At 57.7% G+C, this 25063-nt stretch carries 24 protein-coding genes, 1 tRNA gene and 1 riboswitch; of the genes, 9 read left to right on the top strand and 16 right to left on the bottom strand.

Features of this window, described 5'->3' with window-relative positions:
- Positions 1-116: 116 nt before the first annotated feature.
- Genes gltB through ACR0NZ_RS14180 form a run of 3 tightly spaced genes read right to left on the bottom strand, consistent with a single transcriptional unit; the run spans position 117 to position 6541 of the window.
- Positions 117-4649, bottom strand: coding sequence for a glutamate synthase large subunit (gene gltB, locus ACR0NZ_RS14190; RefSeq protein ID WP_480519707.1), 4533 nt, complete (start codon positions 4647-4649; stop codon positions 117-119).
- The gene (locus ACR0NZ_RS14185; RefSeq protein ID WP_480519705.1) at positions 4646-5083 is read right to left on the bottom strand and encodes a GFA family protein; all 438 of its coding nucleotides are present in this window, start codon (positions 5081-5083) and stop codon (positions 4646-4648) included. The genes gltB and ACR0NZ_RS14185 overlap by 4 nt, the downstream gene beginning before the upstream one ends.
- A 24-nt stretch (positions 5084-5107) precedes the next feature.
- Positions 5108-6541 (bottom strand): NAD(P)-dependent oxidoreductase, encoded by a 1434-nt coding sequence (locus ACR0NZ_RS14180; protein ID WP_480519703.1) that lies wholly within the window; start codon positions 6539-6541, stop codon positions 5108-5110.
- A 231-nt stretch (positions 6542-6772) separates the two neighbouring features.
- Between ACR0NZ_RS14180 and ACR0NZ_RS14175 the strand changes: the two genes are divergently transcribed.
- Complete coding sequence (locus tag ACR0NZ_RS14175; protein ID WP_480519701.1) at positions 6773-7576, top strand: undecaprenyl-diphosphate phosphatase; 804 nt, start codon at positions 6773-6775, stop codon at positions 7574-7576.
- Here the strand turns inward: ACR0NZ_RS14175 and ACR0NZ_RS14170 are convergent, their stop codons facing one another.
- Positions 7577-8560 (bottom strand): complex I NDUFA9 subunit family protein, encoded by a 984-nt coding sequence (locus ACR0NZ_RS14170; RefSeq protein ID WP_480519699.1) that lies wholly within the window; start codon positions 8558-8560, stop codon positions 7577-7579.
- A gap of 201 nt (positions 8561-8761) precedes the next feature.
- Between ACR0NZ_RS14170 and ACR0NZ_RS14165 the strand changes: the two genes are divergently transcribed.
- Positions 8762-8848, top strand: a tRNA-Leu gene (locus ACR0NZ_RS14165).
- Between the two features lie 229 nt (positions 8849-9077).
- Here the strand turns inward: ACR0NZ_RS14165 and dxs are convergent.
- From dxs to ACR0NZ_RS14135, 6 genes are all read right to left on the bottom strand, one after another.
- On the bottom strand, positions 9078-11006 hold the full coding sequence (gene dxs / locus ACR0NZ_RS14160; RefSeq protein ID WP_480474587.1) for a 1-deoxy-D-xylulose-5-phosphate synthase: 1929 nt from the start codon (positions 11004-11006) through the stop codon (positions 9078-9080).
- A gap of 16 nt (positions 11007-11022) precedes the next feature.
- Positions 11023-11889, bottom strand: a complete 867-nt coding sequence (locus tag ACR0NZ_RS14155; RefSeq protein ID WP_480519697.1) for a polyprenyl synthetase family protein — start codon at positions 11887-11889, stop codon at positions 11023-11025.
- Complete coding sequence (locus ACR0NZ_RS14150) at positions 11890-12132, bottom strand: exodeoxyribonuclease VII small subunit (RefSeq protein ID WP_120634800.1); 243 nt, start codon at positions 12130-12132, stop codon at positions 11890-11892.
- Positions 12129-13055: a histone deacetylase family protein gene (locus tag ACR0NZ_RS14145; protein WP_480519695.1), complete on the bottom strand. Its 927-nt coding sequence runs from the start codon at positions 13053-13055 to the stop codon at positions 12129-12131. Before ACR0NZ_RS14145 ends, ACR0NZ_RS14150 begins: the two co-directional genes overlap by 4 nt.
- A gap of 67 nt (positions 13056-13122) precedes the next feature.
- Complete coding sequence (locus ACR0NZ_RS14140) at positions 13123-13824, bottom strand: response regulator (protein WP_480474581.1); 702 nt, start codon at positions 13822-13824, stop codon at positions 13123-13125.
- Positions 13821-14333 (bottom strand): MarR family winged helix-turn-helix transcriptional regulator, encoded by a 513-nt coding sequence (locus tag ACR0NZ_RS14135; protein ID WP_480474579.1) that lies wholly within the window; start codon positions 14331-14333, stop codon positions 13821-13823. The genes ACR0NZ_RS14140 and ACR0NZ_RS14135 overlap by 4 nt, the downstream gene beginning before the upstream one ends.
- 159 nt (positions 14334-14492) lie before the next feature.
- Here ACR0NZ_RS14135 and ACR0NZ_RS14130 point away from each other — a divergent pair, with 159 nt between their 5' ends.
- The 4 genes from ACR0NZ_RS14130 (at position 14493) to ACR0NZ_RS14115 (ending at position 17275) form a co-directional block, all read left to right on the top strand.
- Entirely contained in the window at positions 14493-15359 is an 867-nt protein-coding gene (locus ACR0NZ_RS14130; RefSeq protein ID WP_480519693.1) for a branched-chain amino acid aminotransferase, read from the top strand.
- Positions 15360-15468: 109 nt separating this feature from the next.
- Positions 15469-16419: an AraC family transcriptional regulator gene (locus ACR0NZ_RS14125; RefSeq protein WP_480519691.1), complete on the top strand. Its 951-nt coding sequence runs from the start codon at positions 15469-15471 to the stop codon at positions 16417-16419.
- A 111-nt stretch (positions 16420-16530) separates the two neighbouring features.
- On the top strand, positions 16531-16896 hold the full coding sequence (locus ACR0NZ_RS14120) for an SPW repeat domain-containing protein (RefSeq protein WP_480519689.1): 366 nt from the start codon (positions 16531-16533) through the stop codon (positions 16894-16896).
- A gap of 172 nt (positions 16897-17068) precedes the next feature.
- Positions 17069-17275 carry a hypothetical protein gene (locus ACR0NZ_RS14115; RefSeq protein WP_480519687.1) on the top strand — a complete coding sequence of 69 codons (207 nt, stop codon included), beginning with the start codon at positions 17069-17071 and terminating at the stop codon, positions 17273-17275.
- 34 nt (positions 17276-17309) lie between these two features.
- Here ACR0NZ_RS14115 and cobO read toward each other — a convergent pair whose 3' ends face one another.
- From cobO to ACR0NZ_RS14090, 5 genes are all read right to left on the bottom strand, one after another.
- Positions 17310-17909, bottom strand: a complete 600-nt coding sequence (cobO, locus tag ACR0NZ_RS14110) for a cob(I)yrinic acid a,c-diamide adenosyltransferase (RefSeq protein WP_480519685.1) — start codon at positions 17907-17909, stop codon at positions 17310-17312.
- Positions 17910-17965: 56 nt separating this feature from the next.
- Entirely contained in the window at positions 17966-18901 is a 936-nt protein-coding gene (locus ACR0NZ_RS14105) for a DMT family transporter (RefSeq protein ID WP_480474571.1), read from the bottom strand.
- Positions 18902-18946: 45 nt separating this feature from the next.
- On the bottom strand, positions 18947-19609 hold the full coding sequence (locus ACR0NZ_RS14100; protein ID WP_480519682.1) for an HD domain-containing protein: 663 nt from the start codon (positions 19607-19609) through the stop codon (positions 18947-18949).
- The gene (aroC, locus tag ACR0NZ_RS14095; RefSeq protein ID WP_480519680.1) at positions 19593-20693 is read right to left on the bottom strand and encodes a chorismate synthase; all 1101 of its coding nucleotides are present in this window, start codon (positions 20691-20693) and stop codon (positions 19593-19595) included. Before aroC ends, ACR0NZ_RS14100 begins: the two co-directional genes overlap by 17 nt.
- 125 nt (positions 20694-20818) lie before the next feature.
- Entirely contained in the window at positions 20819-21259 is a 441-nt protein-coding gene (locus tag ACR0NZ_RS14090) for a 6,7-dimethyl-8-ribityllumazine synthase (RefSeq protein WP_480494934.1), read from the bottom strand.
- A gap of 130 nt (positions 21260-21389) precedes the next feature.
- Positions 21390-21537, bottom strand: a riboswitch (FMN riboswitch).
- Between the two features lie 54 nt (positions 21538-21591).
- Here ACR0NZ_RS14090 and ACR0NZ_RS14085 point away from each other — a divergent pair.
- On the top strand, positions 21592-22203 hold the full coding sequence (locus ACR0NZ_RS14085) for an FMN-binding negative transcriptional regulator (protein WP_480519678.1): 612 nt from the start codon (positions 21592-21594) through the stop codon (positions 22201-22203).
- A 19-nt stretch (positions 22204-22222) separates the two neighbouring features.
- Here ACR0NZ_RS14085 and ACR0NZ_RS14080 read toward each other — a convergent pair whose 3' ends face one another.
- Positions 22223-22669 carry a c-type cytochrome gene (locus tag ACR0NZ_RS14080; RefSeq protein WP_480519676.1) on the bottom strand — a complete coding sequence of 149 codons (447 nt, stop codon included), beginning with the start codon at positions 22667-22669 and terminating at the stop codon, positions 22223-22225.
- A 460-nt stretch (positions 22670-23129) separates the two neighbouring features.
- Here ACR0NZ_RS14080 and petA point away from each other — a divergent pair, with 460 nt between their 5' ends.
- Positions 23130-23714, top strand: coding sequence for a ubiquinol-cytochrome c reductase iron-sulfur subunit (petA, locus tag ACR0NZ_RS14075; protein WP_267363183.1), 585 nt, complete (start codon positions 23130-23132; stop codon positions 23712-23714).
- A gap of 15 nt (positions 23715-23729) precedes the next feature.
- Complete coding sequence (gene petB, locus ACR0NZ_RS14070) at positions 23730-25061, top strand: cytochrome b (RefSeq protein ID WP_209506969.1); 1332 nt, start codon at positions 23730-23732, stop codon at positions 25059-25061.
- The last annotated feature ends 2 nt before the right edge of the window (positions 25062-25063 follow it).

Below are 25063 nucleotides of genomic sequence, written 5' to 3'. Positions count from 1 at the left end.
AGAAAGATTGGCGATTTTCGGATAAACGGGCAAGACCAGCACTGAAACGTCGTTAATATACGAACCCCGCGTGGTGCAAATGACACGCGGGGTTTCGAGAGGCAAAAAGTTTCGGCTTATTCCGCCGGAACTGCTTTGGCTTCAACACTCAGTGGGTGGCTAAGTTTGTTCAGCATTTCCTTCGGGCAAACCTGCAGGAAGTTGCCTTTTTCCACATCCCAATGCTGAAGAATATCAGCAGCCTTGCGGCTTTGTGATTCAGCAGCGTGACGCATGATAAGCGTTTTTAACTGATCTTCCCAGTGATCCACAGTGACCCGGCAAGTGACCAGCGTTTCCCTGTTCATCAGCGCCTCGGCCTTGCCTTCGGGATCATACAGATAGGCCATTCCGCCTGTCATGCCCGCACCAAAGTTGGCTCCGATCGTTCCAAGGATAACGGCGACACCGCCGGTCATGTATTCACACCCGTTGGAACCGCACCCCTCGACAACAACCTTGGCGCCAGAGTTCCGCACCGCGAACCGTTCACCGGCGCGACCGGCGGCAAACAGATACCCATCAGTGGCCCCATAGAGAACCGTGTTACCAATGATCGTATTGTCATCTGCTTTCAGCGGGCTGACTTGCGGTGGGCGCACGACGATCATACCCCCGGACAGGCCCTTACCGACATAGTCATTGGCATCGCCCGACACTTCCAGCTTCAGACCCGGGGCCGCAAAAGCTCCCAGCGATTGCCCGGCAGAGCCTTGCAACTTCACATGCAGATGGTCGTCCTGAAAGGTGTTCCGCATCCCGAAATTCTGCACAATATGGCTGGACACACGGGTTCCAACGGTCCGGTGCGTGTTCTGCACGGCATAAGACAGCTGCATCTTTTCACCATCCTTCAGGAACCGGGCCGCATCACGAACGATTTCGGCGTCCAGCGTATCCGGCACCGCGTTGCGCTCTTTGTCGCGGTTGTAGACGATGTTATGTGCCCCATCGACAGTGATCAGCAGCGGATTGAGGTCCAGATCGTCCAGATTCGCCGATCCCCGGCTGACCTGAGCCAACAGGTCGGCTCGGCCGATGATCTCGTCAACCGAGCGCGCACCGAGGCTGGCCAGCAACTCTCGCACTTCCTGGGCATAGAAAGTGATCAGGTTCACCACTTTATCCGCATTGCCGGTGAACTTGGCGCGCAGGGATTCATCCTGCGTACACACGCCCACCGGACAAGTGTTCGACTGACACTGACGCACCATGATACAACCCATGGCGATCAGCGCGGCGGTACCGATGCCGTATTCCTCGGCCCCCATCATCGCGGCCATGACAATGTCGCGACCGGTACGCAGACCACCGTCGGTCCGCAGGGTGACGCGATCCCGCAGGTTGTTCATCGCAAGAACCTGATGCGCCTCGGTCAGGCCCATCTCCCACGGCAAACCGGCATATTTGATCGAGGTCGCAGGCGACGCGCCTGTACCGCCATTGTGACCCGAAATAAGGATAATATCCGCTTTCGCTTTGGCTACACCGGCAGCAATCGTGCCAACGCCCGAGGACGCTACCAGCTTGACCGTCACCTTGCAGCGCGGGTTGATCTGCTTCAGATCGTAGATCAGCTGCGCCAGATCCTCGATCGAATAGATATCGTGGTGCGGCGGCGGCGAGATCAGCGTCACGCCCTTGGTCGAATGGCGCAGGCGCGCGATCAGGTCGGTGACCTTCATACCTGGCAACTGACCACCTTCGCCGGGTTTTGCACCCTGAGCGACCTTGATCTCAAGCTCTTCACACTGGTTGAGGTATTCCGCAGTCACGCCAAACCGGCCCGAAGCCACCTGTTTGATCTTGGCCGAAGGGTTGTCGCCATTGGGTTCAGGCACGAAATGTGCCGGATCTTCGCCACCTTCGCCACTGTCGGATTTCGCACCGATCCGGTTCATCGCCACGTTCAGTGTTTTATGCGCTTCGGGCGACAATGCACCCAGCGACATACCTGGCGTGACAAAGCGTTTGCGGATCGAGGTGATCGATTCCACCTCTTCGATCGGCACCGGCTTGCCCAACGGTTTGAAATCCATCAGATCGCGCAAATGAATTGGCGGGTTCGACTGCATCTTGGCCGAATACTGTTTCCACAGCTCATACGAAGCCTTGTTGCAGGCCATCTGCATCATGTGCATCGAGGTCGCTTCCCACGCGTGGGTCTCACCTGACTTACGCGCCTTGTAGAAACCACCGATGGGCAGCACATCCAGACCGCTGTTCCAACCCTTGGCATGGATTTCTTCGGCCTTGGCCTGAATACCTTTGATACCGATACCGGAAATCCGGCTCGTCATACCGGGGAAATACTCGGCCACCATGGCACGGCTGAGGCCAACGGCCTCAAAGTTCAGACCACCGCGATAGGACGAAATGACCGAGATGCCCATCTTGGCCATGATCTTCAACAGACCCTGATCGATCGCCTCGCGATAGCGCGCGACGTTTTCTGTCAGGGTTCCGTCCAGCAAACCGCGGTCGATGCGGTCGGCCAAAGAATCTTCGGCCAGGTAGGCGTTCACCACAGTCGCGCCACATCCGATCAGAACGGCAAAGTAATGCGGATCCACACATTCGGCCGAACGAACGTTCAACGAACAGAAGGTCCGCAAACCCTGACGCGTCAAATGGGAATGCACAGCGCTGGTCGCGAGAATCATTGGTATCGCAATCCGATCCTCGCCCGACCGCATATCAGACAGGACAATATGCCCGGCACCAGATCGCACCGCCTCTTCGGATTCGGCTCTGATACAGGCCAAAGCTGCGCTCAATGCGCCTTGACCAGCCTCGAAGCTACAGTCGATTTCCGCCAGCGGCGCATCAAAGTTCTCAACCAGTTTGTCCCATTGCGCGTTGCCGACAAAGGGGCTTTCCAGAACCACGATCTCGGTCTGGCTGCTGTCTTCGTCCAGCACGTTCTTGAGGTTGGCAAACCGGGTTTTCAGCGACATCACGCGGTATTCACGCAGGCTGTCGATCGGCGGGTTGGTCACCTGGCTGAAGTTCTGACGGAAAAAATGGCTCAGCGGGCGGTATTGTTTTGACAAAACAGCCGAGGGCGTATCATCACCCATGGATGCCAAGGCTTCCTTGCCATCCTCCGCCATCGGAGCAAGGATTTGCTCCAACTCTTCTACCGAGTATCCCGCAGCAATCTGGCGCTTGCGCAACTCGCCACCCGCAAAGATCGGAGCTTCGGTCACACCCGCAAGCGTTTCGTCCAGGTCGTTTATCTTGCCAACCCATTCGCCGAATGGAAGCGCGCTGGCCAGTTTGTTCTTGATTTGGGTGTCCCGGTACAGCTTGCCTTTTTTCATGTCGACCGCCAGCATCTGACCCGGCCCCAATGCGCCTTTTTCGGTCACGGTGGCTTCGTTGATCGGCACCATTCCGGCCTCCGACCCTGCGATGACAAGGCCATCACCGGTCACGACGTACCGCATGGGGCGCAGCCCGTTCCGGTCCAGACCAGCGCAAACCCAGCGTCCATCGGTCATCGCCAGCGCGGCCGGACCATCCCATGGCTCCATCACCGAGTTGCAGTAGGAATACATGTCGCACCACGCTTGCGGCAGCTCGACCGCCTGCTTGGACCAGCTTTCCGGAACCAGCATGGTTTTCGCCATCGGGGCCGACCGCCCCGCACGCACCAACACCTCGAAAACCGAGTCTAATGCGGCGGAATCTGACGAACCACCAGCGATGATCGGCTTGATGTCTTCGGCATAGTCACCAAAAGTTCCGCTAGCCATCCGGATTTCATGGCTTTTCATCCAGTTGACGTTGCCCTTGAGGGTGTTGATCTCGCCGTTATGGGCCAGCATGCGGAATGGCTGTGCCAGCCACCATTGCGGGAAGGTGTTCGTGGAATACCGCTGGTGGTAAATCGCAAACGCCGATTCAAAGCGGTCATCCATCAGATCGGGATAGAATACAGCGACCTGTTCAGCCAGCATCATGCCCTTGTAGATGATCGACCGGCAGGACAGCGACGCAAGATAAAGGCCCGAAATGCCCGACGCCAAGGCCGCTTTTTCGATGCGACGACGGATGACATAGAGTTCGCGCTCAAAAGTTTCTTCGTCCACACCCTTGGAGTTCGAGATCAGGATCTGCTCAATCTCGGGGCGGGTCGCGTTGGCCTTTTCCCCCAGGCAAGTCACATCGACAGGCACGTGTCGCCAGCCATAGATGTAATACCCCATACGCAGAACTTCGCTTTCGACGATGGTCCGGCACCGCTCCTGTGCGCCAAAATCGGTGCGGGGCAGGAAGACCTGACCAACTGCAATCAGTTCATTCAACTTGGGTTCGTGGCCTGTGCGGCGGATCTGATCATAGAAGAAGGGAACTGGAATCTGCACGTGGATGCCCGCGCCGTCGCCGGTCTTGCCATCCGCGTCCACGGCTCCGCGATGCCAGATCGCTTTCAGGGCATCAATCCCGGCATCCACCACCTTGCGAGACCGTTTGCCATCAACGGACACAACAAGGCCCACACCGCACGAAGAATGCTCTTCTGCCTCGGAGTAGAGACCATTTTCGGCCATCCACTTGCGTTTTGCTTCTTCTGCCCGCACCCAATCGGCATCATATTTGGTCATTGGCTGTCTCCTTCGTCAGAGGGGGAATACATGGCTTCGACCTCGGCTTTGGTCATTTGCCGACGTTCACCTGCGAACGCGTATCCCTCGGGCTTTTTGTCGATATAAAGTTCAAGTTTCAGCGGGTTGCCTGTTGCATTTTCAAACAGGCCAGCCGCCATTTGTGTCTGTCCGTGCATCTCACCCGGCAGCGTGATCCGGTACCAGAGCGAGGATCCGCATTCGTCGCAAAAGGCACGTTCTGCCCAGTCGGACGAGGTAAATGTCTTGACCGGGCCTAGCGCGGCATAGCCTTCTTTCGCCTGAAACGTCACCAGCATCGAACTGGTCCACCGACGGCATTGGTCACAGTGACACGCCCCCAGCGCATCCCGCGCCGGTGTAGCTGTTACAGTGACCGCACCACACATGCATTGGCCTTGAAGTTCCGACATTTCGAACCCTCCTGAAAGCTGGGGTTATTCCGCTGCGACGGCAGTCTTGGCATTAAACCGGTCGATGATCGCGTCGGCGCAGTCGCGCCCGTCACGGATCGCCCATACAACCAGCGAAGCACCGCGCACGATGTCGCCAATTGCGTACACACCTTCCATTTCGGTTTCCCCGGTCTGGAATGCTGCCCGGACCGTTCCCCATCGGGTGACGGGCAAGTCGGGCTGCCCGAACAGCGTTGGCAGGTCTTCGGGCTCAAAACCCAATGCCTTGATCACCAGATCGGCGTCCTCGACATAATCCGCGCCTTCGATCACTTCGGGGGCCTGGCGACCAGATGCATCGGGTTGCCCCAGGCGCATTTTCTGCACCATCACGCCGGAAACCTTGTCGTCGCCCGTGAACCCCTTGGGTGCACTGAGCCATTCGAATACCACGCCTTCTTCCTCGGCATTCTGTGTCTCGCGCTGCGAACCCGGCATGTTTGCCCGGTCACGACGGTACAGGCATTTGACTGACGTCGCGCCCTGGCGGATCGACGTGCGCACACAATCCATCGCAGTGTCGCCACCACCGATCACGACAACCTTCTTGCCCTCGGCATTCAGCCGTCCGTTGTCGAAATCCTCAACAGCATCACCAAAGCTTTTTCGGTTTGATGCGGTCAGGAAATCGATTGCCTTCTCGATCCCGGCAAGACCACTGCCCGGCATGGACAGATCCCGCGACTTGTAAACGCCCGTCGCGATGATGACCGCGTCATGCTTGGCGTGAATTTCCGCGAATTTGGCAGCGTCCACGTCGCAGTTCAAAACGAACTCGACACCGCCGTCAGCCAACAGGTCGTTGCGCCGCTGGACGACTTCTTTTTCAAGCTTGAAGCCCGGAATGCCATACATCAGCAACCCACCCGCACGGTCGTAGCGGTCATAGACCGTGACCTGAATACCGGCCCGACGCAGCATGTCTGCCGCGGCAAGACCGCCCGGCCCGCCACCGATGATGCCGACGCTTTCACGGCGCTCTGCCGCAGGGACCACTGGCTTGACCCAGCCTTTTTCCCACGCCGTGTCGGTAATGTACTTTTCGATCGTTCCGATGGTAACTGTTCCATGACCGGATTGTTCGATCACGCAATTTCCTTCGCACAAACGGTCCTGCGGGCAGATGCGGCCGCAAATCTCGGGGAAGGTGTTTGTCGCCTGGCTGGTTTCGTAAGCTTCTTCCAATCGTCCGGTTGCAGTCAGCCGCAACCAGTCGGGAATGTTGTTATGTAGCGGGCAGTGCGATTGGCAGTAAGGCACACCGCATTGACTGCAACGGCTGGCCTGTTCTGCTGCTTTCTCGGCAGCGAATTCTGCATAGATCTCGTTAAAGTCTTCTCTGCGGTCATTGGCGGCACGCTTTTCCGGCATGACGCGGTCGATCTGCACAAATTTCAGCATCGGTTGCTTGGCCACGGGTCAGACTCCATGAATTGGCTTGGTTCGGTTTCTTTATGCGATGCGCAAACGGATGAAAAGTCATATATACTGACCTATTATGAGAATTTTTCGCCCTTCCACTCGAAATCGGCAAATTATGGAGGGAATTTTAGGTACGATACGGACCTATATGAAGACTTTCCTTTTCTCCACTGCCCTTATAGCCATACACCACAAGAAAATCGTGGCGACAGCACGGCAGGGCAGATGAGTCTTTTCCACCTGATTCTCGTGGCAATCATTCAGGGAATAACTGAGTTTTTGCCCATTTCGTCTTCGGGTCACCTGATCCTGCTGCCGAATTTGTCAGGCCTTCAGGATCAGGGTCAAGCCATAGACATCGCGGTGCACGTCGGAACCCTCGGAGCGGTCGTTCTGTATTTCTGGACGGATGTGAAGCAGGCCCTTGCCGGGTTGCCGCGCGCCTTGACCGGCCGGACAGATACGCCGCAGGCCCGTTTGGCTCTGGGCCTCATCATTGCAACAATTCCAACCGTGATTGCAGGTCTGATCCTGCATCTGACCGGGTTAAGCGAGGCCATGCGTTCGATCGCTGTAATCGGATGGACAATGCTGGGCTTTGGCCTGCTGCTTTATTGGATTGACCAGAAAAGCCCCCAGACGAAAGGGGCGGCCGATTGGGGTGTGCGCGATGCTTTCATCATGGGGCTGTGGCAGGTTCTTGCGCTGATCCCCGGAACATCGCGATCCGGGATCACCATTACAGGAGCACGTCAACTGGGCTATACCCGAGCAGACGGCGCACGGATTGCCATGCTTATGTCAATCCCAACCATTCTGGCCTCAGGCACACTGCTGGCACTGGATGTGATACGCGACGCTGATGCGCAACTGGCACGGGACGGGGCCATTGCCGCGGCATTTGCTTTTGTCTCGGCACTTCTGGCGCTTAGCCTTATGATGCGACTGCTGCGCAGTGTCAGCTTCACGCCCTATGTGATCTACCGCGTCATACTGGGCGCGGCATTGTTGTTCATGGCCTACAGCTGATCAGATACGCAGGTTCTTCGCCGAGTTCTGAATGTCGTCATACTGCCCCGATGGGCGGAATTTCCAAAGATATTCCGGCAGCACCGATTCCAGAGTGGTCGGCGCAATGCCAAGATCCGCAAAGGACTTGGCCCCGTCAGATACCACGTTGTCATGACGCAGATTCCTGACCTGGTCGCGGGTCAGAATGTTGTTCGGGAACAGCTGGAAGCTGACGAATTTCGCAATATCCAGCACGCCCGCCATAATCCGGGCAGCAAAAAACGGAAGACCGACAATGATGCGCCGCCGGTGGATCACTTCAAGCATCTGTTGCATCAGGGCGCGGAAGGTTTTCACTTCCGGCCCGCCAAGCTCGTACACGCCCGGCTCAGCCTGCCCCAGAATACCTTTGACCGCTGCCTGGGCCACGTCGTCCACGTAGACGGGTTGGAATTTGGTCTCAGCACCAACCACCGGCAGGAACGGACCCATGCGGGTCATCCCGGCAAATCGGTTAAAGAACTGATCCTCGGTACCGAAGATCACAGATGGGCGAAGGATCACTACATCCGGCATGTGCTTCAGCACACCCGCCTCGCCCAGCGCTTTGGTCCGGGCATAATCGCTGGCCGCGTTTGCATCTGCACCTATAGCCGAGATATGCACCATTCGACCAATGCCCTGCTGTGCGGCCAAGCGCGCAATACGCTCGGCCCCTTCGGTCTGAACGGCATCAAACGCGTTCTTGCCCAGTTCATTCAGCACACCCACACAGTTCACCACGACATCGGCGCTCTGCATTGCCAGCGCGACCGAGGCGTCATCGCGGATATTGCACAGCACAGGCTCAACCTGTCCCACGGCGCCGTAGGGTTTCACGAACATGGCTTCGTTCGGGCGTCGTACAGCCACCCGCACACGCCACCCCTCTCTCGCCATGCGCCGCGCGATGTAGCGACCGACAAATCCCGATCCGCCATAAATCGTCACCAGTTTCGACATGAGAGGGCTCCTGCTGAGAAATTGCGCCCTAGAACTAACGCCCGCAGGCCAGCCAAACAAGGCACTAATTCGCCGCGCCGGTCATGAAATATTCAGGCCAAAACTTCAGTTCGAAAACCGAACTTAAAAAACTTTCAAAATTCATTCAGAATCCGGTTGACGCCCCCCGCCAGTCAGCTTAAACGCCGCTCCACGACACCTGCCCAGGTGGCGGAATTGGTAGACGCGCTAGCTTCAGGTGCTAGTGTCCGTATGGACGTGGAGGTTCGAGTCCTCTCCTGGGCACCATTTCTTCCCAAAGAAAATATGGAAGCAGCCGCCTAATGAGCTGGTGATGTCTGAATCGGTGTCTTATCGCTTCAAATCATCTTTGAAACAGCGGCGATTCTGTCATGACAAGATAAACCGCAATAAAGGGTCCTCGTGGCGCTATGTATACCCGCTTGGTTCTGGGTCGCCTATCGCCTCCTGCTTTTGGTAAGCGGCAAAACCAAAGAAGGGTAAGGCAGCACCGGTATTACGCGCGCTTTTCACTGATCGAGGTTACGCCCAGAACATCCAGCACCCTGGCTTCGATCTGCTCGGCATTCATACCCGCAACGGCATACATATCCGCAGGGCTGGCCTGATCGATGAAGATGTCGGGCAAGACCATCGAGCGGTATTTCAAGCCCCGGTCAAAAACACCCTCATCCGCCAGAAGCTGTGCTACATGGCTGCCAAATCCGCCAACAGCGCCTTCTTCGATGGTGATCAACGCCTCATGATCCGCAGCCAGATCCAGGATAAGGTCCCGATCCAGCGGCTTGGCAAAGCGGGCGTCGGCGATGGTTGGGTTGATGCCTTTGGCGGTCAGAGACTCGGCTGCTTTCTGAACTTCAGCCAGCCGCGTGCCAAAAGACAAAAGTGCGACGCGCGCGCCTTTTCGGATCATGCGGCCTTTGCCGATCTCCAGTACCTCACCGCGTTCGGGCAAGTCCACTCCAACACCTTCGCCGCGCGGATAGCGGAAGGCGATCGGCCCTTCATCATGCGCAACAGCGGTTGCCACCATGTGCATCAATTCCGCCTCATCCGCAGCGGCCATGACGACCATGCCCGGTAGATTGGCCAAATAAGCAATATCGAACGACCCGGCATGGGTGGCACCGTCAGCGCCCACCAAACCTGCACGATCAATGGCAAACCGAACGGGCAAGCGCTGAATTGCGACGTCATGCACAACCTGGTCGTAACCCCGCTGCAAAAAGGTCGAATACATGGCGCAGAATGGTTTCATCCCCCCTGCCGCCAGCGCCGCTGAGAAGGTCACGCCGTGCTGCTCGGCAATCGCAACATCGAAACAGCGCGACGGGTACCGTTCGGCAAACAGGCCCAACCCGGTGCCATCGGGCATCGCGGCAGTCACTGCGACGATCTTGTCATCGTGCGTGGCCGCATCCACCAGAGCCTTGCCAAAGACAGACGTGTAAGAAGGCGCGTTTGACGGAGCCTTTTTCTGCTCACCCGTGACCACATCGAATTTGGCAGTCGCGTGGCCTTTGTCGCGGGCCTGTTCGGCTGGTGCGTACCCTTTGCCCTTCTTGGTCAAGACGTGGATCAGGATCGGCCCGGTTGCCCGCGCCTTGACGGTGCGCAGAACCGGCAGCAGCTGATCCAGGTCATGCCCATCAATGGGCCCGAGATAGGAAAACCCAAGCTCTTCAAACAGGGTTCCGCCCACGGCCATACCCTTGAGCATTTCCTTGGCGCGCTTGGCCCCTTCGCGGAACGGTTCGGGCAACAGTGAAACAGCGCCCTTGGCGGCCGCCTTCAGATCGTGGAATGGTGCCTCGGCGTAGATTCGGGACAAATAGCTGGACAAGGCACCAACCGGGGGGGCGATGCTCATTTCATTGTCATTCAGAATGACGATCAGGCGTTTCTTCAGGTGACCGGCATTGTTCATCGCCTCAAAGGCCATGCCTGCCGACATCGATCCATCACCGATCACGGCAATCGCGTCGCCCAACCCTTCCGGAGTTACACCGCCCAGATCACGCGCAACAGCAAAACCCAAAGCGGCGCTGATGGACGTACTGGAATGCGCGGCGCCAAACGGGTCATAGGGGCTTTCGCTGCGCTTGGTGAAACCGCTCAGGCCGTCTTTCATACGCAACGTGCGAATGCGGTCGCGCCGTTCGGTCAGGATTTTATGCGGATAGCACTGATGGCCAACATCCCAGATAATCTTGTCGCGCGGCGTGTCAAAAACTGCGTGCAGCGCGGTCGTCAGTTCCACAACGCCCAGACCCGCGCCCAGATGCCCCCCGGTGACAGAAACCGCCGAAATCGTCTCGGCCCGCAATTCCTGCGCAACCTGATGCAGCTGCGCGTCCGAGAACCGCTTGAGATCGGCGGGGCGGTTCACAAGGTCCAGCAGAGGCGTTTTGGGGCGGTCAGACATTTGGCGCGTTCCTGGCTTAGCTGTCCCGGGCAATAACGAAGCGAGCGGCTTCCTTCAAGGTTTCTGCCGTCGGGCCATACCCGTCCAGTGCGGCACAGGCCTGATCAACAAGTTCACTGGCACGGGTTCTGGCAGCATCCAAACCCAGAAGAGATACGAAAGTGGCCTTTCCCGCATCCGCATCTTTCTGAAGACGTTTGCCTGCCTTTGACGCATCACCTTCAACATCAAGGATGTCGTCTGCAATCTGAAAAGCAAGACCAAGGGCCCGGGCATATTGGCGCAAGGGCTCTGGATCCGCTTTTGCCAGACGCGCACCCGCACAGGCGGACCATTCGATCAAAGCGCCCGTTTTGCCGCCCTGAAGCCGTGTTATCGCATTCAATGTCAGAGGCTCAGAAGCGGTTTCTGCTGCGATATCAAGCGCCTGCCCCAAAACCATACCTTGCGCACCGCTTGCCCTGGCCAGTGTCAGTGCCAGATCAGCGCGAACGTCTGCATCTCCAACCTCGGGCCGGGTGCACAGCTCAAAGGCCAGTGTCTGCAGCGCGTCCCCGGCAAGTACGGCCGTGCCTTCGTCCCATTTCACATGAACCGTGGGGCGTCCGCGCCGAAGATCGTCGTCATCCATACAAGGCAGATCGTCGTGAACCAGAGAATAGGCGTGAAGGGCCTCGATTGCGGTCGCGGGCCAGATCGCGCGGGACTCGTTGATTTGGTGCAGGCGCGCACTTTCCAGAACCAGAAAGCCGCGCAGCCGTTTACCGCCACGGGTGGCATAGGCCATTGCCCGTGTCACATCCAGATCGGCCAGCGCGCCCATTGTCAGGTCAAAATGATCCTGAAGACACGCCGCGTCCTGCGCCAGTCTTTCCTGAAACATTTACTGACCTTCGACAGGTGTTGTCCCGGTCGGTTGGCCATTCGCGTCCAGAGTGATCGCGGCCACTTTTTCCTCGGCCCGCTTCAACTCGTCCTCGCAACGCTTTTTCAAAGCGGCCCCGCGTTCATACAGCGCAATCGACTGATCCAGCGCCACGTCGCCGCGCTCAAGCTGGCCAACCACGGCCTCAAGCTCTTTCATGGCCTGCTCGAATGTCATCTGCTCAACTGGGGTATCGGTCATCGTGCTGCCTTCATCAGTTCTTCCACATGGGCGCGTGCCGCCTCGGCCAGTGCGTTCAGATCATACCCGCCCTCCAGAGTCGAGACGATACGGCGCTGACACACCTCATCGGCTATCCCGCACAGCTCTGCCGTGATCCAGGCGAAATCGCCGGTCGACCAGTTCAGGTTGGCCAGCGGATCGTCCAGGTGCGCATCGAACCCGGCCGAGATGATGATCAGTTCCGGCCGGAACGCCCGCAAGCGTGGAAAGGCCTGCGTTTCATAGGCGGATCGCATCTCAGCCCCGCCGCTGCCCGGGGCCAGCGGGATATTCAGAACGTTATCGTAAGCGCCTGTCTCGTCCGGGCGGCCCGATCCGGGCCATAACGGCATCTGCTGGCTCGTGATCACCAGGGCCCGATCTTCATCCCACAGCAGGTCCTGCGTGCCGTTGCCATGATGTACATCGAAATCGACCACTGCGACCCGCTTCAGCCCGTGGTAATCCAGCGCATGTTTCGCAGCCAGCGCCGCATTGCCAAACAGGCAGAACCCCATGGCTTTCTCGGCTTCGGCGTGGTGCCCCGGTGGACGAATGGCACAAAAGGCGTTCGGCGCCTCACCGCCCAAAACCAGATCAACGGCCCGTACCGCCGCACCAGCCGCACGATAGGCCGCATCCACGGAACCCGGTGACATGAAGGTGTCCCCGTCGATTTGCGCAAACCCGTCAGTAGGGCGCGACGATCTGATGTCTCGGATATGGCTTTCGGGATGAACACGCAGCAAATCATCGTCTGCCGCCAGTGGAGCGGTCACGCGCTTCAGGTCAAGTCCTTCAAGCGCGTGCAGGATATGCTCCAGCCGCGCCACCTGTTCCGGATGACCCTGCGGTGTGACATGTCCAAGGCAATCGGCATGTGTCAAAAGGGCGGTTTTCATCGGGATCCCATCTTCATCTGGCTAAAATATCCTCGCCGAAGGCATAAATCGCCGCACAGCGGCTCATTCAATCGGGCGCCAGCATATAGCCCGCGCCCCGGACTGTCTGCAGATACCGGGGCTGTTTCGGGTCCTGTTCGATCTTCCGGCGCAGGCGGGTGATCTGCACGTCCACCGCACGTTCCTGTGCCTGTCCTTTATCCCGGCCCAGATCTTCCACCAGTTTTGCGCGGCTGATTGGCTCACCAGGTTGGGCCGAAAAGATTTTCATCAGCTGGCTTTCGGTCGCGGTCAGGCGGACTGGCCTTTCGCCCTGCCACATTTCACCGCGTTCAATGTCATACCGGATGGGGCCGAGATGCAGGATCTTCGCCGCTGTTTCCTCGGCCGGGGTTTCCGGCATCCGGCGCAGAATCGCATTGATCCGCAGTAGCAGCTCTTTCGGCTCGAAAGGTTTGGCGAGATAATCATCCGCCCCGGCTTCAAGCCCTGCAATCCGATGCTCGGTCTCGCCCTTGGCGGTTAGTAACAGGATCGGCGTCGTATGAGTGTCACGCAGCGACCTGGTCAGACTGACGCCATCTTCGCCCGGCATCATCACATCCATGACGATCATGTCGAAATCCAACCCCGACAAAACCCGCCGCGCATGGGCCGCATCCCGTGCCGCCGTCACCAGAAACCCGTTTCGCATCAGGAATTTCTTGAGTAGATCGCGAATGCGTTCGTCATCATCAACAATCAGCAAATGTGCATCTATTTCGCTCATGATGTCGTATCCCGCAATTTCGTATAGGCATGACGCATATCAGCATCCATCATTGCTTCAAGCACTTTGCGAAACCCGGCCACGGCCTCCGGACCGGCATCCTTGAAGGCCGCGCGCATTCTTGTTCGTTGCGCATCTGACAACGTGGCCTCCAACGTTTCGCCCTTTTCCGTCAGAAATAGATGCCGTTCGCGTTTGTCCACGGTTCCGACCCGGCTTTCCACCAGACCATCCTCGATCAACGTCCGAAGGACCCTGTTCAGAGACTGTTTTGTAACCCCGAGGATCGCCAGCAAGTTGTTCACCGTGGTGCCCGGGGCGCGATTGATAAAATGGATCGCGCGGTGATGGGCGCGGCCATAGGCCATTTCGGACAGGATACGATCGGGATCCGCGGTAAAGCCGCGATAGGCGAAGAACATTGCCTCGATCCCCTGCCGCAATTGTTCATCCGTCAAAAACAACAGGCTTTCGCCCCCATATCGCGGGGCCGGGCGGATTTCGGACATATCATGCCTCATTCGTTACTCGGGTTCGACTTTATGTCAGCGTTATTGACATTCCAAGGGCAGAGAGGTATCGAATCGCAGTTTTTGCGCAACATTGTGTCCGCATCGGACCTAAGTAGCGCAACAATCGGAAATTTAACCCGGTTCAGGAGGTTTCGCATGGCAGGGTATGATGATCGTGACGGTGTCATCTGGATGGATGGCAAGCTGGTGCCCTGGCGCGATGCCAATGTGCATATTCTGACCCACGCGATGCACTATGCCTCATCCGTGTTCGAGGGGGAACGCGCTTATAGCGGCAAGATCTTCAAAAGCCGCGAACATTCCGAACGTCTTATCGCCAGCGCCGAGGCACTGGACATGCCGATGCCTTATTCTGTCGATCAGATTGAAGCAGCCAAGGAAGAGACCCTGAAAGCCAGTGGCCTTCAGGATGCCTATGTCCGCGCATTGGTCTGGCGCGGGTCTGGCGAAGACATGGGCGTGGCGTCGGCCCGCAACCCGGTACGGATGGCCGTCGCGGTCTGGCCTTGGGGTGCCTACTATGGCGACGCCAAGATGCAGGGCGCAAAACTGGACATCGCCGAATGGAAACGCCCCAGCCCGGAAACCATCCCGGTTCACGCCAAGGCTGCGGGCCTTTACATGATCTGCACCATTTCCAAGCACAAGGCCGAAGCCAAGGGATGCTCGGACGCGCTGTTCATGGACTGGCGTGGTTATGTGGCCGAAGCAACAGGTGCCAACGTGTTCTTCGTCAAGGATGGAGAGGTTCACACCCCGCTGGCGGATTGCTTCTTGAACGGCATTACCCGCCAAACCGTCATTCAGATGATGAAGGATAAAGGCATCACTGTGCATGAGCGACGCATCAAGCCCGAAGAAATGGCTGATTTCGAACAGTGCTGGCTGACCGGAACCGCGGCCGAGGTCACTCCGGTCGGGCAAATCGGCGATTACACTTTCGAAGTCGGCGACCTGACCCGCGAAATCGCAGAAGATTACGAAAAGCTGGTCCGCTCGTAATAACTTGCAAAACCCCGCTTCGGCGGGGTTTTTGTTGCAGATCGTGCAAATTGTCGTGCAAAGCGTTCCGTGATCTGGACGATCGGGTCAATTCCCGTATCTTCGACACATGTTGGATTTACTCAGCGATATTCTCACCCGTCTGTCCCTGCGTGGCACGTTCTACTTCCGCACCTCGTTCACACCACCATTTGGTATTCAGGTGCCGGAATTCGAAAACGTCGCGCGGTTTCATTTTGTCCAACGGGGTGAACTCAAGGTCCATGTCTCATCCACCGGGGAAACGTTGCGGTTGCGGCAGGGGGACCTGATCCTGATCCCTCATGGGGCGCCACATGCGTTGTTGTGTGCCGAGGTCAGGCCACTGGATGCGCTTCCTCTGGAACAGGTACTTGAGATTGCCGGCTACAAGGGCGACGGCGTTCTTGTCTATGGCGGTGCAGACGAGGACCGGGACACACAACTGATCTGCGGTCATTTTTCTTTCACCGGCCCAGCAGGACGAAAAGGCTCTGGGCATATGCTGATCGACCGCCTGCCGCCCTACATTCTGATCGAGAATTATGGCGAAGAGGCCGGATCGTGGATGGAATCGACCCTGCGCATGATCGGATCCGAAGTGTCCGGGGCCCGTATTGGCGGCGATCTGATTGCCCTGAAGCTGTCCGAAGTTCTGTTTGCGCAGGCGATCCGAACCTACCTGGAACGGCAAAGCCCTCAGGACACCGCCCTTGCGGGCTTTGCGGATACACGCATCTCACGCGCATTGACGGCGTTCCACCAAGCGCCAGCGCAAGACTGGAGTGTTGCGACACTGGCGCGTGAATCCGGCATGTCGCGCACGGCCTTTTCTCAGTTGTTTGCCCAGAAGATGGGCACGACGCCGATGCAATACCTCACCGACTGGCGCATGCAGATTGCGTGCCATGGCCTTACAGAGGCACGATGGAACGTCGCAGATGCAGCAGCCGAAGTTGGATATGCCTCTGAGGCCGCGTTTTCCCGCGTTTTCAAGAAGCAGGTCGGCTTGTCACCAGCCGCATACAGGTCCATGCACTAAAACGCCGAATATTCTGTACGATCTGCAAGATTTTTGAAACGATCAAGAATTCAGCGTTCGGGTCAGGCTTTCTATCTTTCTTTCATCACTGATTGAAAAGAGGAAAATCTTATGTCCGTGCGTTTCGTTACCCGCTCTGTCCACGCGTATCTGGACTACCCGGTTGCCATTGCCCTGATGACACTGCCATTCCTGCTGGGATTGGGTCAGTCCAACCCGCTGGCGCTGTGGCTTTCGGTTGTCACTGGCGTCGCCGCCTTTGTCCTGACGGTTCTGACCGACCATCACTTGGGAATTTGGCGCGTTCTACCCTACAAATTTCACTTGGCCGTGGACCTTATTGTCGGCATCACCTTTCTGTTTGCACCTAGTGTACTGGGGTTTTCAGGATTGGATGCGGCGTTCTACTGGCTGAACGGTGCGGCTGTGGTTCTCGTCATCTCGCTCAGCGCGCCCGAGCAGGAAGTCGCTGCCTGAGCGCTGTGCCTCTGCATTGGCAACTTTGTCCAAATACTGCCGAAAAAGCTGAGCTGCCTGTTTTAGAAATCGGCGGCTCAGAGCAGAGAAGTGTATCGACCGGTCGGGCGAATTTACTTGAAAAAGCTGACTGAATTCATCAGATTTATCCCAGTGCGGGGTGAGGTCACAGATGACAGACACGCTTGACGAAATCATGGCCCGACATGATGCGCTGGTTGCGTGCGGGTGCAACTGTTGCGAAGGCGACTATTGCGCCTATGCTGATCGCCAGAACCGGGACACCGCAACCGCTGAAGAAGCCCGGGCACAAGACACCGTCCACCAACGCAAGTCGTTGCGATATATCTTTGAAACTGTGCTAAGCGGCAGAGGATAACTGCGCAGCAATACGGGCTGCGCTGTTGCAAGGTTCAGAAATCCACCCCGCGCTGGGCCTTGATTCTCGCCTGGAACGGATGCTTTTCTTCGGTCATCTCGGTGACCAGATCTGCATAATCACGCAGCGCCAGCGGTGCGTCGCGGCCTGTCAGGAACACACTCGTCTTGTCCGAACGCGCGTTCAGCCCGTCTATCACCTGCTCGACCGAGAGATATTCATAGCGAAGCGCGATGTTGATCTCGTCCAGAACCACCAGATCGTATTCGCCACTTGCCATAAGGGCGCAAGCCTTGTCGAAGGCGGCATTGGCGGCTGCAATGTCACGCTCGCGGTCCTGTGTATCCCAGGTAAACCCCTCGCCCATCGTGTGCCAGGTGACCAGATCACGTTCTTCGAAGAAACGACGCTCGCCGGTTTTCCACTTGCCCTTGATGAACTGAACCACGGCAACCTTCTGACCCCAACCAAGCGCGCGGATGACCACGCCAAAGGCCGCAGACGACTTGCCTTTGCCCTTCCCGGTATTGATCAGAACAAGGCCGCGTTCGGGATCAACGGCCTCGGACACTTTCTTGCGGTGCTGGGCCTGCACCTTTTGCATCTTTTCCTTGTGATCCTGTGCGTCGCTCATTGGGGAACCTCATTGATTGTCCGGCCCAACCTAGGGAAAGAATGCAAAAGGTAAAGTCACGCTTTGGGGTCTGTGACAGAACGCGCCTTGCCACGCTCAAGCCCCAGCTGGTGTTCGCGCCAGATCACAACAACATTGCCTGCGATCACCAATGCGGCCCCGATCAGGATCGCAACGGTAGGCAATTCATCAAACACGAAATAACCGATCACAATCGCAAAGAGCATTGTTGCATAGTCATAAGGTGCCAGCATCGATGCCTGTCCAAAGCGATACGAGGACGTGACCAAAATCTGCGCAACTCCGCCAATCAACCCCATGGTGATCAGTATTAGAGCCTGAGTCAGAGTTGGCATTGTCCATCCCCAGATCGCCGTCAGGGCCGAAAGCAACGTCGCGGTCAGCGAGAAATAGAACACGATTGCAGCAGGGTGATCGACCTTGACCAGTTGGCGGATGTGGATCTGCACAAAGGCCCGGGCAAAAGTCGCGCCCAGTACACACAGAGCTCCGATAGTTGCAGCCGTTTCCATCTGAGTGCTGCCAAGCCGGGGCCAGATCATGATCATCACGCCCAGCAGCCCAAGTGCCACGGCACCGATGCGAATCATGCGGATGCGCTCGCCCAGCATCACGGCGGCCAAAATCAGGGTGAAAATCGGGGTGGCATAACCGATTGCGGTAACTTCGGGCAGAGGCAACAGGCTAAGGCCAGTGAATGTCAACCCCATGGCGCTGGTCCCCAGAACACCGCGCCAGAAATGACCCATGGGTTTCTTGACGACAAAGCCTTGCGCCAGCTCTCGGCGCGCGATCAGCCACAGAATGATGACCGGAATAGCAAATAGGGACCGGAAGAACACCAATTGGCCCGGTGGGAATTCGTCAGATAAGGCTTTGACTAAGGCTGACATCGACGTGAACAGGAACAGCGCGCCAAGCTTCAGCGCTACAGCCAGCAAAGGTCGATGCGATGTTAAGGGTTTTGTCATCGGCGCGACCCTGCGCCTTTGCAGAAAAAAGATCAACGGGGTGGATCAGGTGATGGTCCACGAGTTCGGTACCGATGCGCCGATTTCCGCTGCAAAAGCCTCAAGGAACTGAAACATTCGGCCCGCCCTTGCTTGCGCGATCTGCTTGCCTGCATCCGTCAGCATGTCGTCCGGCAGGGTCAGCAGTTTGACCTTCCAGTGATCAATCGAATACCGCAGATCGTCCAGCGGGCGCGCCTCTGCGAATGGATCAGCCGGATCATAGAGAACACGCCCCAAAGCACCCGATACAGAAAATGTGCGCGCAATCCCGATGGCACCCAAGGCGTCAAGGCGATCCGCATCCCGCAGAATCCGGGCCTCCAGCGTTTCGGGTGGGATGTTGGCCGAGAAGCTATGGGCCGCGATCGCATGTTGCGCGGCCTGAACCTGATCGTCGGAAAAGCCCAGTTTTGCCAGAATAGGCCCTGATTCAGTCGCTGACTGACGTGAGGCAAACTGTCGTTTCGGGTCATTCTTGGGTAGGTTGACCAGATCATGAAGATAACAGGCTGCCAACAGGACGGGGATGTCCGCCTGAGCGCCTGCAATGGCCTGAGCATTGGTCCAAACACGATCCAGATGGGCCAGGTCATGGGCCGGATCAGTTTCCATGCGTTGCGCGACAACAGCACGCAAACGCGCGCGCAGATCAGCCGATCCGTCCACGGTTTTCTCCGATCTGACCACGGTGCAGCAGCAAGTGATCTAGGATAACACAGGCCATCATCGCCTCACCGACAGGGACAGCGCGGATGCCAACACAGGGGTCATGACGGCCCTTTGTGATGATCTCGGTCTCTTCACCGGATTTTGTAATGGTCTTGCGGGTGGTCAGGATCGAAGAGGTCGGCTTGACCGCAAAGCGCACGACAATGTCCTGCCCGGTCGAGATGCCGCCCAGAATCCCGCCTGCGTGGTTTGAACTGTATTGCGGGCCATCCTGACCCATGAAGATTTCGTCGGCATTGGCTTCACCAGTCAGTTCGGCGGCAGCCATGCCTTCGCCGATCTCGACACCTTTGACAGCGTTGATCGACATCATCGCGGCCGCAAGATCAGTGTCTAACTTGGCGTATATCGGCGCCCCAAGCCCTGGCGGGACACCGCGTGCCACAACCTCGACCACGGCCCCGACAGAATTGCCGGATTTGCGCAGGTCATCCAGATAGGTCGCCCAATCCCCGGCCGCCTGTTCATCAGGCACCCAGAACGGGTTCTGTTCAATCTGCGCCCAGTCGAATTTGGCGCGGTCGATCTTGTGCGGACCGATCTGGGTCATGTATCCGGTGATCTGCACATTCGGCGCGATCTGCCGGATGGCCTCGCGCGCCAGTCCACCCGCGGCCACGCGCGACGCGGTTTCCCGGGCTGAACTGCGCCCACCCCCGCGATAATCGCGGATGCCGTATTTCTGCCAGTAGGTGATATCAGCGTGGCCCGGACGGAACTTGTCCATGATATCGCCGTAGTCTTTCGAGCGCTGATCGGTGTTCTCGATCATCAGTTGCACGGGCGTGCCTGTAGTTTGGCCTTCGAACACGCCAGAAAGGATCTTGACCTGATCTGGTTCGCGCCGCTGCGTTGTGAACTTGTTTTGCCCCGGCTTGCGCTTGTCCAGCCAGTGCTGGATCATCGCCTCGTCAATCGCAACGCCCGGCGGGCAACCGTCGACAGTGGCGCCCAAGGCGGGCCCATGGCTTTCACCCCAGGTGGTGACGCGGAAAAGATGGCCAAAGCTGTTCATCGACATGGGGCGTGCTCCTTTGCGGATCGTGATTAGCGGGCAAGGCCCCCGGCCTCAAGCGGATTTGGCCGTTGACGGTTTGAACGCCACCCGTCGGGCGGCGTTTTTGAGTATTTTCGAAAAGATGAAGATCAGGCGGCCTGCGCGACTTTCGCACGGGTTTCCGAGATCATCAGCGCGGCCTGAGCCGCTTCGCGCCCTTTTTGTACGAAATGGTCGCGGTAGATCGCATTGTGATGATCAGTTTCCTGATATTGGTGCGGGGTCAGCGAGACCGAAAGGACAGGAACCCCTGTATCAAGCCCGGCGCGCATCAGGCCATCGACCACGGCCTGCGCAACGAAATCGTGCCTGTAGATGCCGCCATCAACGACAAAGGCAGCGCAGGCGACGGCGGCATAGCGCCCGGTCCGGGCCAGATCACGGGCCAGCAGGGGCATCTCGAACGCGCCGGGGACGTCGTAGACATCGACTTGTTCCGAGGGGACTAGTTCGAGGAAGCCGTCGAGCGCGCGGTCAACAATATCGGAATGCCAGTTGGCTTTGACAAAAGCATAGCGGGTGTGTGTCATCATGATCTCCTTTCAGTTTGGTGGCCTGCTGGCAGTCGCGAGAACCGGTTCCCACTTTTCGCTGCCAGCCCGGCATGACACGTCACCCAAGGCGATCACGAGCAGGCGCGCCGTATTACCGGCGCGGCTTGCACGTTCTCTTTCATCCGGACTGTAACCGTCGGCTCTGGTATCTCACCAGATCTGCTGACACCCCGAAAGCCGGGGCCGCTCGCGGGCTTACGGGCCGTGGCCCGCATACCGCCGGTGGGGAATTCCACCCCGCCCTGAGAACGAGGCGGACCTTGCCAAGAACTGTCCGACGCTGCAAGAGATTTGACAGGAGGACACTCATGCACCCTAACCCCGTTTTTCGCGCCGAGGATCGTGCGCGTCATGTTGAACTCGCCCGCGACCGGGCGTTTGGCGCTCTGGCACTCTCTGCGGAAGAGGGCCCGTTATTAAGTCATGTCCCGTTTTTGTTGTCCGAAGACGGATCAATGGCTGACCTGCATCTTGTGCGCTCGAACCCTATCGTGCGTGCGCTGCACGAACCGCAGCGCGCAAAGATCGCGGTGCAGGGGCCGGATGCATATATTTCGCCCGATTGGTACGGTGTCGAAGATCAGGTTCCGACATGGAATTATGTCGCCGTACACCTGATCGGAAAGCTTGAGCTACGCCCGCAGGACGAGTTGCGTGACGTACTTGACCGCCAATCTGCATTCTACGAAAAGCGGCTGCTGCCCAAGGCCCCATGGGTCACGGGAAAAATGTCCTCGGACGCGCTGAACAAGATGATGCGCATGATCGTTCCGTGCCGCATGCGCGTTGAAGATATTCAGGGCACCTGGAAGCTTGGTCAGAACAAACCTGAAGGTGCGCGAAATGCCGCCGCTGATCAGGTGTCCTCTGGCTTTGGCAGCGAAATCGCCCGGCTGGCCGCCTTGATGCACAAGGCTTAACCAGCATCAGGCGCCGGGTTTACTGGGGGCTGAAGGTCGCCAGATAAGCGGCAATATCGTCTGCACCCGTCTTGAGTTTGACGCTCATGTTCGGACGGGCAGTTTCGTCATCCAGAAATTCCCTGATGAAGTCGATCGGATCCTGCGCATAAGCAACGATGTTTTCCTCGGTCCAGACCAGACCCGCTTCGCCGGCACGGATCATGTCATCCGTGAACATGCCGATCGGCAGGCGCTCGCTGCCATAGCGATAATCGTTTTCGGACCCGGCCACGCGACCGACGACGCCGTACAGATTCGGGCCGGTGATTCCACCTTTGACCAGAACTTCACCATCCTTGATGATCGCATGACACGAAGAACAACGGTTATATATCGCCTCACCTTTCGCGGGGTCGCCCGCGGCAAAGGTCTGAGAGGGCAGGGCCATTGTGCACAAGGCAGCGGCCAGAATGATCTTTGACATTGGGGTCTCCTTGCGGGAGTTCGCACGCCTTTTGCGCTGTCCTTTATTCGCGCGGAAAGTGCAACAGGTGAGGCGCGTGCAATTTGTAACTTAAATCATCTATTTAGCGAGTATGTTTTTGCTGAAAACAATCCCCGTTTGGAAGTCTTGATTATGTACTTTAGGGCGCAAATCAGCGGCACCCAAGACAGGCTCCAGATACCTGATCCAAGTGACGGAAGACAGGGTGGGTAAGCGAATCAATGGCGCATGAATCGAAGTTGCCGATAAAGTCGCACGCAAGATTCACCAAAAAACACCGTCCGCAGCTGCTGGAAACGACACATGCGGCGTATTGCGCGTTTATGAACGCTGGACGAACACTATTCTCCCCGATAGTAAGCGCGGTTAAGACACCGCATTCGTGCGGTGCGCGAGCTATTTGCCCGTCCGCGGGCGCCAGACAATCGGAGATAACCTCGTGTCCCACGCAGAAGACCACGAAGGCACCCGCAGAGATTTCCTGTACTACGTCGCTGGCGGCGCAGGTGTCGTTGCAACGGGTGCAGCCGTATGGCCCCTGATCAACCAAATGAACCCATCGGCAGACGTTCAGGCGCTGTCCTCGATCCGTGTGGATGTGAGCGGTGTTGAGCCGGGTACGCAACTGACCGTCAAATGGTTGGGAAAACCCGTCTTTGTCCGTCACCGCACCGGTGCAGAGATTCAGGAAGCTCAGAAACAGGACGCCGAAGGTGTTGATGCGCTGCCCGATCCGCTGGCCCGCAACTTTAACCTGAGCGCCGATGCCCCTGCGACCGACGCAAACCGGGTGATGCCGTCGCCGGAAGGCGAAGCGCCGGGTGCATGGGTCGTCCAGATGGGTGTTTGTACCCACCTCGGTTGTGTGCCTCTGGGTGATGCAGGCGACTTTGGTGGCTGGTTCTGCCCCTGCCACGGTTCACACTACGACCTTGCCGGTCGTATCCGCAAAGGCCCCGCGCCTGAGAACTTGCCCATTCCGCCCGCAGAGTGGGTGGACAACGGCACAATCAAACTCGGCTAAGGGAGACCCAAACTTATGTCCGGAATTCCCCACGATCATTACGAGCCGAAGACAAACGGCGAGAAATGGCTGAACAGCCGCCTGCCTATTGTTGGCCTGCTGTATGACACCCTCATGATCCCAACCCCCAAGAACCTGAACTGGTGGTGGATCTGGGGCATCGTTCTGGCGTTCTGCCTGGCGCTGCAAATTGTCACCGGTATCATTCTGGTGATGCACTATACGCCGCATGTTGATCTGGCGTTTGCCAGCATCGAACACATCATGCGTAACGTAAATGGCGGTTACTTCATCCGTTACCTGCACATGAACGGCGCATCGCTGTTCTTTGTTGCGGTCTACATCCACATCTTCCGCGGCTTGTTCTATGGCTCATACAAAGCCCCGCGCGAGATCACGTGGATCGTCGGTATGCTGATCTACCTGATGATGATGGGCACGGCCTTTATGGGCTATGTTCTGCCATGGGGTCAGATGTCTTTCTGGGGTGCGACTGTGATCACCGGCCTGTTTGGCGCCATTCCGTTTGTGGGCGATGCCATCCAGACTTGGCTGCTGGGCGGACCTGCGGTGGACAACGCCACGCTGAACCGCTTCTTCTCGCTGCACTATTTGCTGCCGTTCATCATCGCGGCTCTGGTCGTGGTGCACATCTGGGCGTTCCACACTACCGGCAACAACAACCCCACAGGTGTTGAAGTGCGTCGCGGCTCGAAAGACGAGGCGAAGAAAGACACGCTGCCGTTCTGGCCGTATTTCGTGATCAAGGACCTGTTCGCGCTGGCCGTGATCCTGGTCGTGTTCTGGGCTGTTGTCGGTTTCATGCCGAACTATCTGGGTCACCCGGACAACTATATCGAAGCCAACCCGCTGGTTACGCCTGCTCACATCGTGCCTGAATGGTACTTCCTGCCGTTCTACGCGATCCTGCGTGCCTTTACCGGTGAGGTCTGGGTTGTACAGTTCGCGAGCTTCATCACCGGTGGCATCGTTGACGCCAAGTTCTTTGGTGTTCTGGCGATGTTTGGCGCGATCCTGGCCATGGCGCTGGCACCATGGCTGGACACATCAAGCGTGCGTTCCGGCAAGTACCGTCCGATGTTGAAATGGTGGTTCTACCTGCTGATCATCGACTTCTTTGCCCTGATGTGGCTGGGTGCGATGCCTGCGGAAGAACCCTATGCGACCTTCTCGCTGATCGCATCGGCCTACTGGTTCGCCTATTTCTTCGTGATCCTGCCGATCCTCGGCGTGATCGAAAAACCTCTGGCCCAGCCCGAGACCATCGAAGAAGACTTCAACGCGCATTATGGCAAGGCTGACGCCGACGCCACGCCGGCCGAGTAAGA

The organism is Ruegeria sp. AE3, assembly GCF_056542225.1.
This window is presented reverse-complemented; position numbering and strand designations above follow the sequence as displayed.

Excerpts from the sequence above, each read along its gene's own strand:
- ACR0NZ_RS14085 (WP_480519678.1), top strand. The coding sequence starts at position 21,592 with ATGCACCCTAACCCCGTTTTTCGCGCCGAGGATCGTGCGCGTCATGTT.
- cobO (WP_480519685.1), bottom strand. The coding sequence starts at position 17,909 with ATGAGCGACGCACAGGATCACAAGGAAAAGATGCAAAAGGTGCAGGCC.
- ACR0NZ_RS14090 (WP_480494934.1), bottom strand. The coding sequence starts at position 21,259 with ATGACACACACCCGCTATGCTTTTGTCAAAGCCAACTGGCATTCCGAT.
- ACR0NZ_RS14175 (WP_480519701.1), top strand. The coding sequence starts at position 6,773 with ATGAGTCTTTTCCACCTGATTCTCGTGGCAATCATTCAGGGAATAACT.
- gltB (WP_480519707.1), bottom strand. The coding sequence starts at position 4,649 with ATGACCAAATATGATGCCGATTGGGTGCGGGCAGAAGAAGCAAAACGC.
- ACR0NZ_RS14080 (WP_480519676.1), bottom strand. The coding sequence starts at position 22,669 with ATGTCAAAGATCATTCTGGCCGCTGCCTTGTGCACAATGGCCCTGCCC.
- ACR0NZ_RS14140 (WP_480474581.1), bottom strand. The coding sequence starts at position 13,824 with ATGAGCGAAATAGATGCACATTTGCTGATTGTTGATGATGACGAACGC.
- ACR0NZ_RS14185 (WP_480519705.1), bottom strand. The coding sequence starts at position 5,083 with ATGTCGGAACTTCAAGGCCAATGCATGTGTGGTGCGGTCACTGTAACA.
- petB (WP_209506969.1), top strand. The coding sequence starts at position 23,730 with ATGTCCGGAATTCCCCACGATCATTACGAGCCGAAGACAAACGGCGAG.
- ACR0NZ_RS14170 (WP_480519699.1), bottom strand. The coding sequence starts at position 8,560 with ATGTCGAAACTGGTGACGATTTATGGCGGATCGGGATTTGTCGGTCGC.
- ACR0NZ_RS14115 (WP_480519687.1), top strand. The coding sequence starts at position 17,069 with ATGACAGACACGCTTGACGAAATCATGGCCCGACATGATGCGCTGGTT.
- ACR0NZ_RS14150 (WP_120634800.1), bottom strand. The coding sequence starts at position 12,132 with ATGACCGATACCCCAGTTGAGCAGATGACATTCGAGCAGGCCATGAAA.
- dxs (WP_480474587.1), bottom strand. The coding sequence starts at position 11,006 with ATGTCTGACCGCCCCAAAACGCCTCTGCTGGACCTTGTGAACCGCCCC.
- ACR0NZ_RS14105 (WP_480474571.1), bottom strand. The coding sequence starts at position 18,901 with ATGACAAAACCCTTAACATCGCATCGACCTTTGCTGGCTGTAGCGCTG.
- ACR0NZ_RS14135 (WP_480474579.1), bottom strand. The coding sequence starts at position 14,333 with ATGTCCGAAATCCGCCCGGCCCCGCGATATGGGGGCGAAAGCCTGTTG.
- ACR0NZ_RS14155 (WP_480519697.1), bottom strand. The coding sequence starts at position 11,889 with ATGTTTCAGGAAAGACTGGCGCAGGACGCGGCGTGTCTTCAGGATCAT.
- ACR0NZ_RS14125 (WP_480519691.1), top strand. The coding sequence starts at position 15,469 with ATGTTGGATTTACTCAGCGATATTCTCACCCGTCTGTCCCTGCGTGGC.
- ACR0NZ_RS14120 (WP_480519689.1), top strand. The coding sequence starts at position 16,531 with ATGTCCGTGCGTTTCGTTACCCGCTCTGTCCACGCGTATCTGGACTAC.
- aroC (WP_480519680.1), bottom strand. The coding sequence starts at position 20,693 with ATGTCGATGAACAGCTTTGGCCATCTTTTCCGCGTCACCACCTGGGGT.
- ACR0NZ_RS14130 (WP_480519693.1), top strand. The coding sequence starts at position 14,493 with ATGGCAGGGTATGATGATCGTGACGGTGTCATCTGGATGGATGGCAAG.
- ACR0NZ_RS14145 (WP_480519695.1), bottom strand. The coding sequence starts at position 13,055 with ATGAAAACCGCCCTTTTGACACATGCCGATTGCCTTGGACATGTCACA.